Raw genomic sequence first — 18,535 nt, forward strand, 5'->3', positions numbered from 1 at the left:
ATTGACAAAGGACAAGACCAATGATATGACCGTGGGAAATCCGGTGAGCCTGATCATCCGCTTTATGATTCCCATGTGTCTCGGAAATATTTTTCAGCAGTTTTATAACATTGCGGATTCCATTGTTGCGGGTCAGTTCCTGGGAGTAGATGCGCTGGCTGCAATCGGAAGCACCGGTTCACTGATGTTTTTTGTTACCGGATGGCTTAACGGACTGAGCAGTGGCTTTGCCATTCTGGTATCCCAGTGGTTCGGGGCGAAGCAATATGATAAGATGCGTCATTACGTAGCTATGTCCATTTATCTGGCAGCAGCCTTTGCCATTGTGATGACCATTGGCTTTGAGGCTTTGAATGAACCGATTCTGCGGCTGATGAATTCACCGGAGGATCTGATGGGATCTGTGAAGGGATATATGGGAATTATTTATGCAGGCCTGATCGTAACAGCGGCATATAATTCACTGGCAGCGTTTCTCCGTGCACTTGGAGATTCAAAATCTCCGCTGTATTTTCTGATCATTTCGGCAGTGATCAATGTGTTCCTGGATATTCTGTTTATTGTAAAAATCGGGATGGGAGTGGAAGGCTGTGCCTATGCTACGGTTATCGCGCAGGCAATTTCCGCAGTCTGCTGCCTGATCTATATTATCAAAAAGTTCCCGATCCTGCATCTGAAGAAAGAAAACTTTGAAGTTTCTTTTACCAGCTTCCGTTATCTGCTGGCCCTTGGTATTCCCATGGGACTTCAGTTTTCCATCACAGCGATCGGAACCATTATTGTGCAGGGTGCGGTAAATATTTACGGTTCTGTATATATGGCAGGATTTTCCGCTGCGGGAAAAATACAGAATATCATTGCAACTGTATTTGTAGCTTTTGGTGCGACGATGGCAACCTATGTAGGACAGAACCGGGGCGCCGGAAAGATGGACCGTGTAAAAGCAGGAATGAAATATACCCAGATCATGATCCTGATCTGGAGTGTGATCACTATGATCATTATGTTCTTTTTCGGAAAGTACATGACTTGGTTATTTATTGACAAATCCCAGACGGATGTTATTAATGTTTCTGTTACTTATTTTCATACGGTATTCTGGGCATATCCGTTCCTTGGAAGTATCTTCCTCTACAGAAACGGACTTCAGGGACTGGGATATGGCTTGGTTCCCATGCTGGGCGGTGTGTTTGAACTGGCGGCAAGAAGTGCGATCGTTATGTTTGTTGCAGGAAAAACAAGTTTTGCAGGTGTATGTCTGGCAGATCCTGCCGCATGGATTGCAGCGCTGATCCCTCTGATCCCGTATTATATTTATGTGATGAAAAAGTGGAGCAGGGGAAAAAAGGAAACTGCTGCCTGAGTGGGTATAATACAGAAAATGAAAAGAATAAATTTAGGCTTGCAATTATGGAAGATACAGTTATAATGATATTATAACTGTGGAAAAAACCAGGAAACCGGGATTCCGGGTAAGATTACAGATCCAGAAGGGAGAATATAGATCATGGAAATCACAAAGGAAACAACAATGGGCGAGATGCTTGCATACGATGAGAAGATTGCATACATTCTTATGCAGGAAGGAATGCACTGTATCGGCTGTCCGTCTTCTATCGGTGAGTCTCTTGAGGAGGCATGTATGGTACACGGACTTGATGTAAACGCTGTACTGGCAGACATCCATCATTATGAGGAAACCAAGAAACAGAAATAATCAGCAGTACAATTTATATTAGAACGTACAGATTACGGACCGCAAGGGGATAACGACTGTGCATGTCTTTTTGGCATGCCGTCGTTATCCCTTTTTTTGTGAGCAGACGATAAAGAGAGTCTTAAATATCTGCTTGATATGGAGGAAAAAAGCATGTATGTGATGATCGATAATTTCGATTCATTTGTTTATAATCTCAAGGCATATTTTCAGGAACTTGGAAGAGAGATCCTGGTCAGACGCTGCGACGAGATCACCCTGGAGGAGCTGGAGGAGCTGAACCCGGAAGGAATCATCCTTTCTCCGGGACCGAAGCGTCCCTGGGATGCGAAGCTCTGCGTAGATACCGTAAAAAGATTTCAGGGAAGGATTCCTGTTCTTGGTGTCTGTCTGGGCCATCAGGTGATCGGCCACTGCGCGAGAGCAGTAGTGGAAAAGGGCGTGTGTCCCATGCACGGAAAAGTAACAGAGATCCACAACCATGGAACAGGAGTGTTTGCAGGCCTGCCTGAGAAATACAAGGTGACAAGATACCATTCCCTGATCGTGCGGGAAGACAGCATTCCGGAGGAGTATCAGGTGGATGCGCTTTCTGATGATGGTGCTGTTATGGGAATTTCCCATAAAGCATTGCCTATCTATGGTGTGCAATTCCATCCGGAAGCCGTTCTTACGGAATATGGACATGAGCTTCTTGAGAATTTTTGCAGGATCGCGGAGAATTTTCAGAAGGAGGAGTAAAAATATGTACAAAAATCAGCGAAGAATAAAAGAACTGACCCCATATATCCCGGCAGTGGACATTTTTCGGATCTACGAGGGAGAACCCGGAGCAGCGTTTCTGGATTCCTCCCTTGTCAATGAGCTGGGACATTATTCTGTGATCGGAAGATGTCCGTATCTGAAGCTGGTAAAGGACGGAGAGAACTTTACTATCAACGGAAGGCCGGAAACAGAAACAACCTTTGAAGACTATATGCGGGAATATTTAAATACCCATGAAGACAAAAATAACAGCGGACTTCCCATCGTATCCGGTGCAGTAGGATATTTTTCCTATGATTACGGAAGAAAACAGATGGGAGTACCATCCGGAGAAAAGGATCTTGTGACTGTTCCGGAGGCAGTTCTGACGTTTTATGACTGTTTTATCATAGAAGACTGTCAGGAAAAAAGAACCTATCTTGTGTCAAACGGAATCAGTGCAGACGCTGCAGCAGAAATCAGAGCGATGGAAAAAGCAATCCGGGAATTTACAGAGGCGGGGAAACAGGAAGGATCGGAAACAGGGAAAAAAAAGGAATCCGGAAACAAGATGGTCACGGAAAATTCTCACCGTGAGAAATTCAGGATCCAGGTTCATCCCAACTTTGAGAAAGAAGAATACAAACAGGCAGTAGATCGGATGATCCGCTATATTATAGAGGGCGATATCTATATTGCCAATATGACGCAGCAGCTGACCATTGAAAGCGAAAAACCACCTCTGGATGTTTTTTATGATCTTCGGAAAAATAATCCGTCTCCTTTCGGCGGATATCTGGATTTCGGAGATTATCAGATCGTCTGTGCATCTCCGGAACGTTTTCTGAAGATGAAAGACCGTCATGTAAATACCCGTCCTATAAAGGGAACAAGAAAACGTGGCGTAACATCTGAGGAAGATGAAATGCTCCGTCGGGAGCTTCAGGATTCCGGAAAAGATAAGAGTGAACTTCTTATGATCGTAGACCTGGAGCGAAATGATCTGAACCGGGTATGTACACCGGGAAGCGTGAAGGTAACCGAGCTTTTTACAGTGGAAGCATACGCTACGGTTTTTCATCTGGTATCGGATATTGAAGGAAAACTGGAAGAAGGAAAAAATGTTATGGATCTTCTGGAGGCTGCATTCCCCGGCGGTTCTATTACCGGTGCGCCGAAATACCGTGCCATGGAGATCATTGACGAGCTGGAACACGGAAAGAGAAATCTTTATACAGGCTCTATCGGCTACCTGACACTGGACGGAAGCTGTGATTTCAACATCGTGATCCGTACAGCTCTTCATAAAAACGGAAAATATCACCTTGGCGTTGGCGGCGGGATCACAGCAGAGTCAGATCTGGAATTTGAGTACGAGGAAACTCTGCAGAAGGCGAAAGCAATCCTGGATGCACTGCAGTAGAGAAACATACAGAACGGTAAAAGTGAAAGGCTCTGTGGACAGATCAGAGAATCTGACAGGGACACTTCATAAGGAGGTCAAAGGAAATGAACAACATAACCTTAGACGAATGTTTTCAGTTCGGTCTGGGAGCGTTTGAGACCATAGGAATAGAGCAGGGAATCCCCATACTTTTGGAAAAGCATCTGAAAAGACTGGAACGAGCGGCAGATTTCCTGAAGCTGGGTGATCCGGCAGTACGTGGGATCACAGCCGGGAGGATCGAAGAATATCTGGAAGAACAAAAAAAACGCCCGGAGGTGCAGAAAGAATTTGACGGACTGGAACACTGTGCGCTGAAGCTTATGCTTACAAAGGAAAATGCAGTGTATTCTCTTCGTGCCAATCATTATACGCCGGAGAATTATGAAAAAGGCTTTATCATGGATGTCAGCAAGGTAAAACGAAATGAAACATCACCTCTTGTATATCACAAAACCATGAATTACGGAGATTGTATCCTGGAAAAACGAAATGCTACAGCAGCAGGAATGGATGAACGGTTGTTTCTGAATACAAAGAAACAGATATCGGAAGGGACAGTAAGTAATGTATTCTTTGTGCGAAAAGGCGTGATCTATACACCAAAAGTCAGCTGCGGACTTCTTCCGGGAATCCTCCGTGAATATCTCTGTGATACGGAAGCGGTGGAAGAAACCTATATCTATGTTCAGGATCTTAAATGGTATGAGGAATGCTTTGTCACCAATTCCCTGATGGGAATCATGCCGGTGCGTCAGATCGGAGGAATCCGGTTTGAGGAAGACAAAGTGACAAGGGAGCTGATGAGAAGATATCGGAAGATGGTCAGAGATACTGCGAATAAGAAACAAATCAGATAAATGTTATTGCGAAACTATCACATTCAGGAAAGGTGATGGAATTTGAATGAAAGTGACCAATACAGTCAGGGATAAACGTGCATTAACCAGGGAGAGCTAAGGTTGATGCACGTTTTTTGTGCAAACTCAACCAAAAACGTTCATGAATTTTGCGAAATAATTTGATTGACTTTGAATGACTTTGGAAGTATACTGAGTTCAACAAATGAAAAACAACAAAAAGCGGTCAAAAACCGCAGGATAAAAGATATGGGAGGAGAAAAAATGATCTGTACAGTTACTTTTAATCCGTCTCTGGACTATATCGTTTCCGTGGAGGATTTTAAACTCGGACTTACCAACCGGACAAGCTCTGAGCTGATGCTTCCGGGCGGAAAGGGAATCAACGTTTCCACCGTGCTGATGAATCTTGGGATCGAGAATACAGCACTTGGTTTCATGGCAGGATTCGTCGGAGATGAGATTGTAAGAAAGCTTGAGGAGATGGGAGTGAGATCTGATTTTATCAGGATCCCGGAAGGCGTTTCAAGGATCAACCTGAAGCTGAAATCTATTGATGGAACTGAGATCAACGGAATGGGACCGGAGATCAGCGCTGAAAAGGTTCAGGAGCTGATGAAGAAGCTTGACACACTGAAAGAGGGAGATGTGCTTTTTCTGGCAGGAAGTATTCCTTCATCTATGCCGGATGATATGTATGAGAAGATCATGGCGAGACTGGACGGAAAAGGCGTGATGATCGTTGTGGATGCAACGAGAGATCTTCTTGTAAATGTCCTGAAGTATCATCCGTTCCTGGTGAAGCCCAATAACCATGAGCTTGGAGAAATCTTCGGCGTAGAGCTTAAGAACCGTCAGGATGTGATCCCTTACGGAAAGAAGCTCCAGGAAAAAGGAGCCAGAAACGTGCTGATCTCAATGGCCGGTGAGGGAGCTGTCCTGGTAGCGGAAAACGGTCAGGTGTTTGAGAAACCGGCGCCGAAAGGAACACTGGTAAACGGCGTAGGAGCCGGAGATTCCATGGTAGCAGGCTTTATGGCAGGCTGGATGGAAAAACAGGATCACGAATATGCATTCCATATGGGAATTTCCGCAGGAAGTGCAAGTGCATTTTCTGAAAATCTTGCCACAAGGGAAGAAGTTCAGGCAGTATATGAACAGGTAACAGAGGGGTAAAGAAGAAAGGAGAAGGGAAGATGAGAATCACAGATCTGCTTGACAAACGAAGCATATCACTGGATGCTGCACCGAAGACGAAATCTGAAGCTCTGGACATGGCCGTAGATCTTATGGTAAAAAGTGAAAAGATCAGCGACAGGGAAGCTTATCGGAAACAGGTGTATTTAAGAGAGGAAGAAAGTACGACAGGAATCGGTGAGGGAATCGCTATTCCTCATGGAAAATGTGATGCGGTAAAGAAACCGGGACTTGCTGCCATGGTAGTAAAAAACGGCGTGGAATTTGAGGCACTGGATGATGAGCCGGTTACCCTTCTTTTCCTGATCGCAGCACCGAATACAGAAGATAACATTCATCTGGATGTACTCAGCAAGCTTTCCGTAATGCTGATGGATGATAATTTTACAGAATCCTTACGTAATGCAGGTTCTGTAGATGAATTTATGGAGATCATCGACAAGGCCGATGAGGAGAAAAAAGATATTGATGAAAGACTGGCAGATACAGGAAGTTCCGAAGGAGCCAGAGCTAAACTGCTGGCAGTTACCTCCTGCCCCACAGGTATTGCCCACACCTACATGGCAGCAGAGGGACTGGAAAAAGCAGCAAAGGCGAAAGACTGTTTCATTAAAATAGAGACACGAGGCTCCGGTGGAGCAAAAAATGTACTTACGGATCAGGAGATCCGGGAGGCAGACTGCATCATTGTAGCTGCAGATGCCAAGGTTCCCATGGATCGTTTCGATGGAAAGAAAGTCATCGAATGTCAGGTTTCAGATGGAATCAGCAAAGCGGACCGGCTTGTTGAACGTGCGATTTCCGGAGATGTTCCGGTATATCATGCAGCAGCAGGCAGTCAGAGCTCTTCCTCAAATGCAAAAGCAGGCGGCGGAGCAGGCCACAAGATCTATATGCAGCTGATGAACGGGGTATCTCATATGCTTCCACTGGTTGTAGGCGGTGGTATTCTGATCGCTCTTGCATTCCTGATCGATGGTTTAAGTGTAGATTTGAGTTCCCTTCCTGCAGACCAGAGAGCAAACTTTGGTACCATCACACCGGTAGCGGCTGTTCTGAAAAACATTGGTGGAACCGCATTTGGTTTCATGCTTCCGATCCTGGCCGGATTTATTGCAATGGCCATCGGTGACAGACCGGCACTTGCAGTTGGACTTGTGGGCGGTATGATCGCGGCAAACGGAAAATCTGGTTTCCTCGGAGCACTTCTTGCAGGCTTCCTTGCAGGATATCTGATCCTTGGACTTCGTAAGGTTTGTGATAAGCTTCCGGAAGCACTGGAAAAAATAGCGCCTGTACTGATCTATCCGGTTGTTGGTGTACTTCTTATGGGACTCTGTATGACCTTCGTTGTAGAGCCGATCATGGGCGGTATCAATACAGGATTAAATAATGCCTTGACAGGCATGGGAAATTCAAGTAAAGTAATTTTAGGGTTGGTTCTTGGTGGTATGATGGCCATTGATATGGGCGGCCCGTTCAACAAAGCAGCATATGTATTTGGTACAGCAGCTATTGCGGCAGGCAACTATGACATTATGGCAGCAGTTATGGTGGGAGGTATGACTCCTCCGTGTGCCATCGCACTCGCATCCCTGCTGTTTAAAGACAAATTTACAAAAGAAGAACGTGAGGCAGGACCGACCAATTTTATTATGGGACTTGCATTTATCACAGAAGGTGCGATTCCTTTTGCGGCATCTGACCCGGTCCATGTACTTCCGTCCTGTATCGTCGGTTCCGCAGCAGCCGGAGCAATCTCCATGTTCTTCAACTGTACACTGATGGCACCACATGGCGGAATCTTCGTATTCCCGGTTGTAGGTAATGCAATGATGTATCTGGTCGCACTGGTTGTGGGAACTCTGATCTCAGCTGTACTTCTCGGGGTACTGAAGAAAAAAGTTGCTTAAATTTTTTTAAATTAAAATGAAAACTGGAGGATAAAGAAATGAAAGAATTCAAGTATGTAGTAACAGATAACGAAGGAATCCATGCACGTCCGGCCGGAGAGCTTGTGAAGCTTGTAAAAGGTTTCGAGTCCAAGATCACTATCGAGAAGGACGGCAAGACTGTAGAGTGCAGAAAGCTTCTTGCACTTATGGGACTTGGCGTAAAGAAGGGACATGAGGTTACCTTTACATTCGATGGTGCAGATGAGGATGCAGCATACGAGGCAGTAAGCAAATTCATGCAGGAGAACCTGTAATCTCAGAATGAGTGAACAGAAGGCATCCCGGTCCGGTCGATCGGGATGTCTTTTTTGAAGGAGGAAAAGGAATGCTGACGGAGCAGAGATACGAGATCATACTCGGCCTTCTCAGAGAAAAAAACAGTGTTACGGTAACAGAACTGAAAGATATCCTGGATGCATCGGAATCTACGGTCCGCAGAGACATCACGGCGCTTTACAAGGCGGGGAAGCTGACCAGGGTTTTTGGCGGTGCGGTGGCACTGGAACATACTGTCAATGCCTATGAGCCTACCGTAGCCCAGAAAGTTGAGCTGAATATTGAAGAAAAAAAGAAGATCGCAGTCTATGCGGCAGCTCTGATCCGTCCGGAAGATTTTGTGTATCTGGATGCGGGAACGACTACCGGATATATGCTGGAGCATCTGGAAGGCTCCAGGGCGACTTTTGTCACCAATGGTGTTTCCCATGCCAGGGCTCTGGCTCAGATGGGAGTCCGTGTGCTTCTGATCGGCGGAGAACTGAAGGGATCTACGGAAGCTGTGATCGGAAGTCAGGCCATGCAGATGCTGAAGAATTATCATTTTACAAAGGGCTTTTTCGGGACCAACGGGATGACGCAGAGAGAAGGCTTTACCACGCCGGAATCCAATGAAGCACTGGTAAAGCGAACCGCCATGGAGCAGTGTCTGGAAAAGTACGTAGTGTCTGACAGCTCCAAATTCGGACAGATCAGTGCGGTGACGTTCTTTTCATTTGACGGAGCAGTGATCCTGACGGAAAGCTGTTCCAAAGAATATAAAGATTGCAGAAATATACAGATCGTATCATAGAAAGATCGCAAAAAAAACCGGTTTGGAAGAAAAAATTCTTCGTAAACCGGTTTTTTGTTTGCTGAGGATCTGTTTCAGGCTTCCCTGGAGATCATGGCTTCTAGATCTTCTACGGAAATGTCTTTTTTTTGCATCAGCTTGAGCAGACGTTTCAGTTCAGCAGCTTCCTTTGCCTTTTTTTCAGCTTTGCGGATCTCATCCAGCTGAGCTGCCAGTGCAGTTTTTTCATCCTCCAGCGCTGCTATCTTTTCGGTGCAGGCAGCAATCTTGGAATCTACTTTGGAAATTTTCTCATTGAGTACTTCTATCTTTGTACGTCTCTGTGCCATATGAAACCTCCTGATAAAAATATTACTTCTTATACACTATACAATAGCATAAACGACGATGAAATACAATTGTGAATTGATGTGCAATATGTTATCATGAATGTATATAATATTTCAGAAACGCAGGAAAATACTATGGATAAAGATAAGGGTGTATTTATGACTGCCCGGGAAGTAAATATGGAAATAGAAATGCTGAAGACGGTTTTTGACATTGTAAGACTGGTGGATGTTAGCCGTACAGCTCCGGTAAATATTGGCTCAGACGATTGCTCTTATGAAGCAGAACATAAATGCTTTGCAGTGTGGAATAAAGGCAGAAGATGTGAGAACTGTATTTCTGCCAAAGTTTTTGCCCGTAAAAACAAAATGACGAAATTTGAGTTCGTCAATGATGACATTTATCAGGTAATCGCCAAATATGTGGTTATAGACGGGACACCTCTTGTCATGGAAATGGTCTTTAAAATGACGGATAAGATCTTTCTGGGAGCTTATGGAAGCGGATCTCTGATCGATAAGATCAGCAGATTCAACCGGGAATTATATGAAGATCCGCTGACTGGTGCCAGAAACCGGAGATATTTTGAGGAACAGCTGAAATCCCTGGATAAGATGGGGGCTATAGCTATGATCGACGTGGACAATTTTAAACAGATCAATGACAGCTATGGCCATGTAGCTGGAGATGCGGCGCTTTGTACCATTGTCAGAACGATTTTTGAGCATGTGCGGGCAGATGACGTGGTACTGCGTTATGGAGGAGACGAATTTCTTCTGATGTTTGAAGAAATTCCGGAAAAGGTATTTCAGCAGAAGCTGGAAGATATCCGGGAAGAGATCGCAATGGCAGATGTGCCGGAATACAAAGAAATCCGGCTTTCCATGAGCGTGGGAGGTGTATATGGAAGCTGTAAGGTCAGAGATGGAGTGATGGAAGCGGACAGGCTTCTCTATCAGGCCAAGCGGCAAAAAAACTGTGTTGCCTACAAGAGGATCTGACGGAAATGACATGACAGTCATTGAAAGCAGAATTATGTAACAGGCGCATGAGGTGTATATCTGGCAAGTGAAAGGGAGAATAGGGATATGAAGATAATCGCAAGGATCAGAAGTGATTTTCCGACAAAATTCGGAATCCCGCGTCAGAGCGGTCGAGTGGAAGAACTGACAGCCTGTATTGTTTTTGAACCGGAATACCGGGTACGGGAAGCGGTAAAAGGACTGGAAGATTTTTCGCATATCTGGCTGCTGTGGGAGTTTTCACAGTCGATCCGTGAGAACTGGTCCCCTACAGTACGTCCGCCACGCCTGGGCGGAAATGAAAGGATGGGCGTATTTGCCACCAGATCGCCCTTCCGTCCCAATCCAGTAGGCTTATCCTGTGTGAAGCTTGAAAAAATCGATCTGGAAAGCAAAGAAGCTCCTGTACTGATCGTATCCGGTGCGGACCTGATGGACGGAACCCCCATCTATGATATCAAGCCATATCTGCCTGTGGCAGACTGCCATCCGGAAGCGCTGGGCGGCTTTGCGACGAAGGTGGAGCAGCATTTTCTGCAGGTAGAGATCCCGGAAGAATGGAAGGCAAGGATTCCGGAGGATAAGCTTACTGCGTTGGAAGGCGTGCTCAGAGAGGATCCGAGGCCTGCCTACCAGAAAGATCCGGAGAGGATATACGGAATGCCTTTTGCAGGAATGGATGTTCATTTTCAGGTAAAAAACGGCATACTTACAGTATGCGAGATCACAGGATATAAAAAATCAGACAGAATTTAAAATTACCTTTGACAAACTTTTTGTGAGATGGTATTATAATAAATGAGTTAGCAAGTGCTAACTCAATATTTTAAAAGTAAAGTTAGTTTAAAATAACCTTGAAACAGTCATATAAAAGTTCAGAGATCAAAGGAGAGTGAATTATGAGCGTTGTAATTGTAGGCGGTAATGAAAGAATGGTATGTCAGTATGAGGATATCTGCAAAGGCTTCGGATGCAAGGCGAAAGTTTTTGCCAAGGAAAAAGGAGCCATGAAGAAAAAGATCGGGGTGCCGGATCTGATGATCCTGTTCACCAGTACCGTTTCCCACAAAATGGTAAACTGCGCAGTAGAAGAAGCAAAGAAAAAATCCATTCCGGTATGCCGCTGTCACACAAGCAGCGCTGCAGCTCTCGAGAACATTCTGAAGCAGTACTGTGCATAAGAAACAGGTCAGGAGATACTTTTCTCTTGTATAATTTGACTTTTTTGCAGAAATGTTACGGAAATGCTTGCAAAATTACAAATTATTCAATAAAATAGCCGTAGGTTTCTGTGGTAAAGCGTTGCAGTGAATGGTGAAAAGGCGGCGCTGGAAGTCGAAATTACAGGTGAGAGGTGTTATCATGAAAAAAGTTGTAAAATTCGGTGGAAGTTCTCTTGCAAATGCGGAGCAGTTCCAGAAAGTGGGCGATATCATCCGCAGTGATGAGAGCCGCCGTTATGTAGTTCCGTCAGCTCCGGGAAAGAGATTTGACGAGGATATCAAAGTGACGGATATGCTTTATGGATGTTATGACGCAGCATCCAAAGGGGAGGATATCACTGAGAAGATCAATGCGATCAAGGCGCGATATTATGAGATCATCAAGGGACTCGGACTGAGCCTTTCTCTTGAGGAGGAGTTCAAGAAGATCGATGAGGATTTCCGTGCACAGGCAGGAATCCAGTATGCGGCATCCAGAGGAGAGTTTCTCAATGGTAAGATCATGGCTGCATATCTTGGATATGATTTCGTGGATGCAGCTTCTGTGATCCGTTTTGATAAAGCTGGTAATCTGGAAGCGGAGGAGACCAATAAACTCCTTTCCAAAAAGCTCAGCAAATCCCAGCATGCGGTTATTCCGGGATTTTACGGCGCATGTGCAGATGGCACGGTAAAGACATTTTCCAGAGGTGGTTCTGATGTGACAGGTTCCCTGGTTGCAAAGGCTATCCATGCAGATATTTATGAGAACTGGACGGACGTTTCCGGTTTTCTTGTAACAGATCCGCGTATCGTTCACAATCCGGAGCCTATCGAGGCAATCACATACAGAGAGCTTCGTGAGCTTTCCTACATGGGAGCTACTGTTCTTCATGAGGATGCCATTTTCCCGGTTCGTAAAGAGGGAATTCCGATCAATATCCGTAACACAAACAGCCCGGAGGATAAAGGTACTCTGATCGTAGAGAGCACCTGTAAGAAGCCGAAATTCACTATTACCGGTATCGCCGGAAAGAAAGGCTTCTGCTCTATTAATATCGAGAAATCCATGATGAACAGTGAGATCGGGTTCGGACGCAAGGTACTTCAGGTATTTGAAGATCAGGGAATCAGCTTTGAGCATGTACCATCCGGAATCGATACCATGACTGTATATGTTCATCAGGACGAATTTGAGGAGAAAGAGCAGCAGGTTATCGCAGGTATCCACCGTCTGGTGCAGCCTGATTTTGTGGAGATGGAATCTGACCTTGCACTGATCGCAGTTGTTGGTCGTGGAATGAAATCCCAGAGAGGCACTGCAGGAAGGATCTTCTCTGCTCTTGCCCATGCAAATGTAAACGTAAAAATGATCGACCAGGGTTCCAGTGAACTGAATATCATCATCGGTGTAGAGAATCGTGATTTCGAAAAAGCAGTCAGAGCAATCTACGATATTTTTGTTCTGACACGGATATAAACAAAATCCGGAAACGGATTTTGTTTATGAGGAAGTAGCGAAGCGGATTCCGAATATCCGATTGATATAAATCCGGAAACGGATTTTGTTTATGAGAAAGTAGCGAAGCGGATTTCGAATATCCGATTGATATAAATCCGGAAACGGATTTTGTTTATGAGGAAGTAGCAAAGCGGATTCCGAATATCCGATTTATTTAAAACCGCCGCAGTACGTGTAACATACCGTCCTGCGGCGGATTTTTTTGGAAAAATCCAAGATTTATCTAAAAATAATACAATCAAATTCAACAGGATTTCCAAAGGAAAGACAAAGATATTGTACATTGTGTCGAAAAAAGTTTGATATGAAATAAACAGTATTGACAAAAACTTAACTTTTGTGTAAAACTGAAATATGAAAAAATCAGAAAGGCAGGCGGTCAGCTATGGAGAAACAGATCAAACTGGATGAAAAAAGTGCACAGGAGTTTGTCAGTGCAGCCAGCAGATGTAATTTTGATATTGATGTATTTTATAACCGTATTATCATTGATGCAAAGTCGATCCTCGGACTTTTGAGTCTGGATCTGACAAAGACTCTGACAGTAAAGTGTTACGGAGAAGATGAGGATTTTAATCGTGTTCTTTCCAAGTATGCAGCAGGTTGAGAAATATGAATAAAGAAAAACGGTGATAAAAGGGCGCAGTTCATGAGAAGAAAAGCAGAACATGCGTCCTTTTTATTATGGGAAGCTTTCGGATCATATTTTATGGTATAATCCTGGTATAGCATGGAAAAAGAATAGCTGCCGGACTGGAATTCCGGCAGCTGCCGGGAGTGAAAATATGGAAAAACCAAGAGTGCGGATTTCTGTCAGAAATCTTGTGGAATTTATACTGAGGAGCGGAGATCTGGATAACAGCAGTGGGACATCCGGAGATAAGGAAGCCATGTTAAAAGGCGGAAGGCTTCACCGCAAGATACAGCGGAGTATGAAGGGCGATTATCAGGCAGAGGTTTCTCTGAAAAAAGAAAGTGAATACGACGATGTGGTCATTCAGGTCGAGGGCCGTGCAGATGGGATCTTTACAGAGGACGGAGCCGTTTATATTGATGAGATCAAGGGGACTTACGGAAATGTCCAGGCAATGGACATGCCAATACCTGTCCACCGTGCCCAGGCCATGTGTTACGGAATGATCTGGGGAGAAAAAGAAGGGATTTCTGAAATCCACATTCAGATGACCTACGCTCATCTTGAGACGGAAGAAACCAGGAGATTTCGTGAGGATTTTTCCATAGAGGAGCTTAAAGGCTGGTATCAGAAGCTTCTGGATGCCTATCACAAATGGATCGCATATTCTCTTAACTGGAAAAAAGAGAGAAATGCATCCATGAAGGATCTGCAGTTTCCGTTTCCATACAGAGAAGGGCAGCGGGATATTGTTAGTGGTGTGTACCATACGGTTTCCAGCGGGAAGACCTTATTTGTTCAGGCGCCTACCGGTGTGGGAAAAACCATGTCTGCCATTTTTCCGTCCGTGCGCGCCATCGGTGAGGGAAAAGGTGAAACACTTTTTTATCTTACCGCAAAAACCATCACAGGAACTGTGGCGCAGGAGGCATTTCACATCCTGCGGGAAAAAGGTCTGAAATTCAAGGTAACGGCGATCACGGCAAAGGAAAAACTGTGTTTTCAGGATACTCCGGAATGTACACCGGAGAAATGTCCTTATGCAAAGGGGCATTTTGACCGGGTAAATGATGCGGTTTATGAGCTCTGGACCACTGAAGAGGTATATTCCAGAGAAGTGATCCGTGCTCATGCAGAAAAATGGCAGGTGTGCCCTTTTGAAATGTGTCTGGATCTTTCAATCTGGGTAGACGGGATCATCTGTGATTATAATTACGTGTTTGATCCCAATGTTCATCTGAAACGTTTTTTCGGGGAAAATATTTCCGGGGATCATATTTTTCTGATCGATGAGGCACATAATCTGGTAGAACGTGGCAGAGAGATGTACAGTGCCGGTATTTCCCGTCAGAGTCTGGTAGCACTTCGAAAGAAGATAAGAAAGAGGTTTTCAAAACTGGCCAGAGCACTGGATAAAGCAAATCGCCAGATGATGGAACTGGAAGAGAATCTTGCGGAAACAGGAAAAGGGTATCAGGTGCTGCCCAATCCCGGAGTACTGCCGATCACATTTCTTACGATATCAGGTGAGCTGGAAGAAATACTGGAGGAAAAAGAACTGGAAGAAGAACTACGCAGGGAAATACTGGAATTTTATTTTATAGTGCGTGATTTTTTAAATGTTTCAGAGCTGGTAGATGAAAATTATGTAGTATATACCGAAAACAGCGCAGAAGAAGGATTTCGTCTGATGCTGTTCTGTGTGAATCCGGCAGAAAATCTGGGAGAATACCTGAAAAAAGGAAAAAGTGCAATTTTCTTTTCAGCTACAATGTTTCCCATGCTCTATTACCGGGAGCTTTTGACAACAGACCGTGATGCCTATGGGATTTATGTGCAGTCTCCTTTCCCAAAAGAAAACCGCAGGATTCTTATCGGCAGCGACGTAAGCAGCCGGTATACCCGGAGAAATCGTGCAGAATACCGGAAGATCGCCGGATATATTGCCAGATGTGTCTGGCAGAGGCAGGGAAATTATATGGTGTTTTTTCCGTCGTATCGTCTTATGGAAGACGTACTGCAGGTTTATGAGGAAGAATTTTCCGTAGACTGGGTGCGCTGCGTGTGTCAGACGCCGGATATGACAGAACAGGAACGGGAAGGATTTTTGGAGGAATTTCAGGAACGGGAAGGTACCCTGGTAGGGTTCTGTGTTCTTGGAGGGATTTTTTCTGAGGGTGTTGATCTGACAGGGGAAAGTCTGATCGGGGCAGTGATCGTAGGAACCGGACTTCCCCAGATCGGCAGTCAGCGTGAGATCTTGAAAGAGTATTACGATAAAAAGAATCACTGTGGTTTTGATTATGCATATCGCTATCCGGGTATGAACAAGGTGCTTCAGGCCGCCGGGCGCGTGATCCGCACAAAAGAGGATAAAGGAGTGATATTGCTTCTGGATGACCGCTTCTGGGATCGGGATTACCAGGAAATCTTTCCCAGGGAATGGCAGGACCGTACAGGCTGCAGGCTGGATACGGTAGAAGGTGCAGTGGAGACGTTCTGGAAGAGGTTTACTTGACAGAACGGAGAAATCCGATATACTTATAGAGTCTTTATCTGGAAAATTACTGGAGGAATGTGTGGATGCCGGATCAGGACAAGAAACTGTAAAATAGGATCATAAGAAAAGTGAAAGAAGTATATGAGACGAAAAAAAATATATAAAGCATTGGCATTTTGTCTGAGCACAGTGATGCTCGCACAGCCGGTTTTTGCGACAACAGTGCAGCAGACGGCACAGGGAAGCCTTGGTTCTGTTACGGAGGAGTCCCAGATACTTCCAATTCCCGGTGAAAGCGGGAAATATATTCTGAAAAGCAATGGCTTTTACTGCCTGAATGAAGATGGAACCAAAGAAAATACTCCGGCAGTGTATTATTTTGATCATTTTGAGATCGACGGAACGGTTTTTGATGGATATTATTATCACGACGAAAGCGGTAAATTTACAGCGGGAAACTCGCATATGGTCCAGATCACCGATCTGAAGGCTCCGGCAAAAGACGGTAGCGGTGAGGAAGTTTCTTTTGACGGCTGTTATATGGTAAACAATCTGGGAAAACTCAGCGCCTCTCCACAGGTACGTTATATGGATGAGCTGGTGGTGGACAAAACAACATACAACGGGCTGTATTATTTTGATGAATATGGAAAAATGGTCACAGATCCAGGTATCCATTATCTGGAAATGAATGCTGCAGGACAGATGTTTGACGGATATTATTATTTTGGCGGAGAAAACGGCGTTCTGCGCCAGGAAGAGGGAGAGACTCCGGAGGGATTTTCCGTGGATAAATCCGGAAAAGTCGAGACGAAAGATCTGGGAATGGATGGCCTTGAGAAACGGCTTGCGGATCTTCTTGGAACCTATGAGGGTACATGGAGCGTTTATGTAAAGGATCTGACCAGTGATCAGGAGTTTGAACAGAACAGTCAATCACTGTACTCAGCCAGTCTGATCAAAGTGTTTGTCATGGCTCAGACCTATGCCAACATGGATGCAGTCCTTCAGAACGAAGCGGCAAAAATGAAAAAAGATGTTACAGATCCGTTCGTATCCACAAAGGTCAATGACCTTCTCTGGAATATGATCACAGTCAGTGACAATGAATCCTTTAATGAGCTGGTACGTCTGCAGACAGCATCGGGTGTTTTTAAGGACGGAGCACAGGCTGTAAATGGATTTCTTGCGGAACAGAAATTTGCAGATACTTCCGTACAGCACATCTTAAGCCCGTCCTCTTCAAAGGACGTCGGCCTCGGTGGTAGGAACACCACTTCCGTAAAAGACTGCGCAGAGCTTCTTTCCCGGATCTATAAAGGAGAATGTGTATCGAAAGAAGCTTCGGAGGCTATGCTGAACCTGCTTCTGAACCAGCAGGTTACTACTAAGATCCCCAGCGGGATATCTGTGTCCGTGGAAATTGCAAATAAGACTGGAGAAACGGATACGGACCAGCATGATATCGCCATTGTATATGGAGAAAAGACTACATATATCCTCTGTGTGATGTCAGAAGACTGTAAACCTGGGGATGCAGTTTCGCATATCCGGGATATTTCCGGTATTGTTTATAATTATCTGAATATGGACCTTGACCAGGGGTGATCTGTGAGTTAGAATAAAAAACAGCTGAGCAAGATCCTGATGGATATTTCCGCCAGAGAAGTATCCGAAATGTTCATGAAAGGGGAATTCTATTATGAAGACAGTACATACAGACAAAGCACCTGCAGCAATCGGACCATACTCCCAGGCTATCATCCATGGAGATACACTTTACACATCCGGTCAGATCCCGGTGGATCCGGCAACTGGAGAGGTAGTTGGCACAACCATCGAGGAGCAGGCTGACCGTGTTATGAAGAATCTCGGAGCAGTTCTGGAAGCTGCCGGTTCCAGCTATGAGAATGCGATCAAGACAGTATGCTTCCTTGCAGATATGAACGATTTTGCGGCATTTAATGAAGTATATGCCAAATATTTCGTAAATAAACCTGCACGTTCCTGTGTTGCAGTCAAGACACTGCCAAAGAACGTTCTCTGCGAGGTAGAAGTGATCGCAGCGATCGGATGATCTGATAAAAAATCCCTGTTGTCTGATTTCAGTCAGACAGCGGGGATTTTTTTTCGTGGGGATAAAGTATTTTTCTCTGTTTTGGAGCAATCTCTTTTTTTGTGTTTTCAAGCGTTAAAACGGTAATGTTTTTTCTTGTGTAAAGTAGAGCGCTGTAGTATAATAAAACCAGTTTTTTAGGATACGTATAAAAGCTTAATAAGGATGATCGGCAAACCAGATGAAAGTCTGGGACGCAAAGCTATAGGGCCTGTAAAATGGC

General features: G+C 44.8%; 18 protein-coding genes and 1 riboswitch. Of the genes, 17 read left to right on the top strand and 1 reads right to left on the bottom strand.

Features of this window, described 5'->3' with window-relative positions; translation table 11 throughout:
• Positions 1-25: 25 nt before the first annotated feature.
• The 9 genes from NE671_RS02150 to NE671_RS02190 all read left to right on the top strand — a co-directional run bounded on the left by NE671_RS02150 (position 26) and on the right by NE671_RS02190 (position 8,986).
• Positions 26-1,363 (top strand): MATE family efflux transporter, encoded by a 1,338-nt coding sequence (locus tag NE671_RS02150; protein ID WP_021650998.1) that lies wholly within the window; start codon positions 26-28, stop codon positions 1,361-1,363.
• Between the two features lie 144 nt (positions 1,364-1,507).
• Positions 1,508-1,717: a DUF1858 domain-containing protein gene (locus NE671_RS02155; protein ID WP_021650997.1), complete on the top strand. Its 210-nt coding sequence runs from the start codon at positions 1,508-1,510 to the stop codon at positions 1,715-1,717.
• A 153-nt stretch (positions 1,718-1,870) separates the two neighbouring features.
• Complete coding sequence (locus NE671_RS02160) at positions 1,871-2,458, top strand: anthranilate synthase component II (protein WP_256163591.1); 588 nt, start codon at positions 1,871-1,873, stop codon at positions 2,456-2,458.
• A gap of 4 nt (positions 2,459-2,462) precedes the next feature.
• Positions 2,463-3,884, top strand: coding sequence for an aminodeoxychorismate synthase component I (gene pabB, locus NE671_RS02165; protein ID WP_256163592.1), 1,422 nt, complete (start codon positions 2,463-2,465; stop codon positions 3,882-3,884).
• 86 nt (positions 3,885-3,970) lie between these two features.
• Positions 3,971-4,765 carry an aminotransferase class IV gene (locus NE671_RS02170; RefSeq protein ID WP_173740824.1) on the top strand — a complete coding sequence of 265 codons (795 nt, stop codon included), beginning with the start codon at positions 3,971-3,973 and terminating at the stop codon, positions 4,763-4,765.
• 264 nt (positions 4,766-5,029) lie between these two features.
• Positions 5,030-5,941, top strand: coding sequence for a 1-phosphofructokinase (gene pfkB, locus NE671_RS02175; RefSeq protein ID WP_022426093.1), 912 nt, complete (start codon positions 5,030-5,032; stop codon positions 5,939-5,941).
• A gap of 20 nt (positions 5,942-5,961) precedes the next feature.
• Positions 5,962-7,875 (top strand): PTS fructose transporter subunit IIABC, encoded by a 1,914-nt coding sequence (locus tag NE671_RS02180; RefSeq protein ID WP_022426092.1) that lies wholly within the window; start codon positions 5,962-5,964, stop codon positions 7,873-7,875.
• Positions 7,876-7,913: 38 nt separating this feature from the next.
• Positions 7,914-8,171 carry an HPr family phosphocarrier protein gene (locus NE671_RS02185; protein WP_015525831.1) on the top strand — a complete coding sequence of 86 codons (258 nt, stop codon included), beginning with the start codon at positions 7,914-7,916 and terminating at the stop codon, positions 8,169-8,171.
• Between the two features lie 71 nt (positions 8,172-8,242).
• Positions 8,243-8,986, top strand: a complete 744-nt coding sequence (locus NE671_RS02190; RefSeq protein ID WP_022426091.1) for a DeoR/GlpR family DNA-binding transcription regulator — start codon at positions 8,243-8,245, stop codon at positions 8,984-8,986.
• 74 nt (positions 8,987-9,060) lie between these two features.
• Here NE671_RS02190 and NE671_RS02195 read toward each other — a convergent pair whose 3' ends face one another.
• Positions 9,061-9,315 (bottom strand): hypothetical protein, encoded by a 255-nt coding sequence (locus NE671_RS02195; protein ID WP_022426090.1) that lies wholly within the window; start codon positions 9,313-9,315, stop codon positions 9,061-9,063.
• Between the two features lie 135 nt (positions 9,316-9,450).
• On the opposite strand from NE671_RS02195, the gene NE671_RS02200 reads away from it, so the two are divergent.
• The 8 genes from NE671_RS02200 to NE671_RS02235 all read left to right on the top strand — a co-directional run bounded on the left by NE671_RS02200 (position 9,451) and on the right by NE671_RS02235 (position 18,273).
• On the top strand, positions 9,451-10,317 hold the full coding sequence (locus NE671_RS02200; protein ID WP_022426089.1) for a GGDEF domain-containing protein: 867 nt from the start codon (positions 9,451-9,453) through the stop codon (positions 10,315-10,317).
• A gap of 87 nt (positions 10,318-10,404) precedes the next feature.
• A complete protein-coding gene (tsaA, locus tag NE671_RS02205) occupies positions 10,405-11,094 on the top strand; it encodes a tRNA (N6-threonylcarbamoyladenosine(37)-N6)-methyltransferase TrmO (RefSeq protein WP_021650988.1) in 690 nt (229 codons plus the stop codon).
• Positions 11,095-11,237: 143 nt separating this feature from the next.
• Positions 11,238-11,519: a DUF2325 domain-containing protein gene (locus NE671_RS02210; protein WP_015525835.1), complete on the top strand. Its 282-nt coding sequence runs from the start codon at positions 11,238-11,240 to the stop codon at positions 11,517-11,519.
• A gap of 181 nt (positions 11,520-11,700) precedes the next feature.
• On the top strand, positions 11,701-13,020 hold the full coding sequence (locus NE671_RS02215; protein ID WP_015525836.1) for an aspartate kinase: 1,320 nt from the start codon (positions 11,701-11,703) through the stop codon (positions 13,018-13,020).
• A 427-nt stretch (positions 13,021-13,447) separates the two neighbouring features.
• The gene (locus NE671_RS02220; protein ID WP_015525837.1) at positions 13,448-13,669 is read left to right on the top strand and encodes an HPr family phosphocarrier protein; all 222 of its coding nucleotides are present in this window, start codon (positions 13,448-13,450) and stop codon (positions 13,667-13,669) included.
• A 178-nt stretch (positions 13,670-13,847) separates the two neighbouring features.
• Positions 13,848-16,214: an ATP-dependent DNA helicase gene (locus tag NE671_RS02225; protein ID WP_173740823.1), complete on the top strand. Its 2,367-nt coding sequence runs from the start codon at positions 13,848-13,850 to the stop codon at positions 16,212-16,214.
• Between the two features lie 123 nt (positions 16,215-16,337).
• Positions 16,338-17,804 carry a serine hydrolase gene (locus NE671_RS02230; RefSeq protein WP_244095998.1) on the top strand — a complete coding sequence of 489 codons (1,467 nt, stop codon included), beginning with the start codon at positions 16,338-16,340 and terminating at the stop codon, positions 17,802-17,804.
• Between the two features lie 94 nt (positions 17,805-17,898).
• The gene (locus tag NE671_RS02235; RefSeq protein WP_015525839.1) at positions 17,899-18,273 is read left to right on the top strand and encodes a RidA family protein; all 375 of its coding nucleotides are present in this window, start codon (positions 17,899-17,901) and stop codon (positions 18,271-18,273) included.
• A gap of 200 nt (positions 18,274-18,473) precedes the next feature.
• A riboswitch (cyclic di-GMP riboswitch) is annotated at positions 18,474-18,535 on the top strand. This riboswitch is flagged as partial in the annotation.

It is taken from the genome of Blautia sp. DFI.9.10 (assembly GCF_024461705.1).
In the GTDB taxonomy this organism is placed as follows: Bacteria; Bacillota; Clostridia; order Lachnospirales; family Lachnospiraceae; genus Blautia_A; species Blautia_A fusiformis.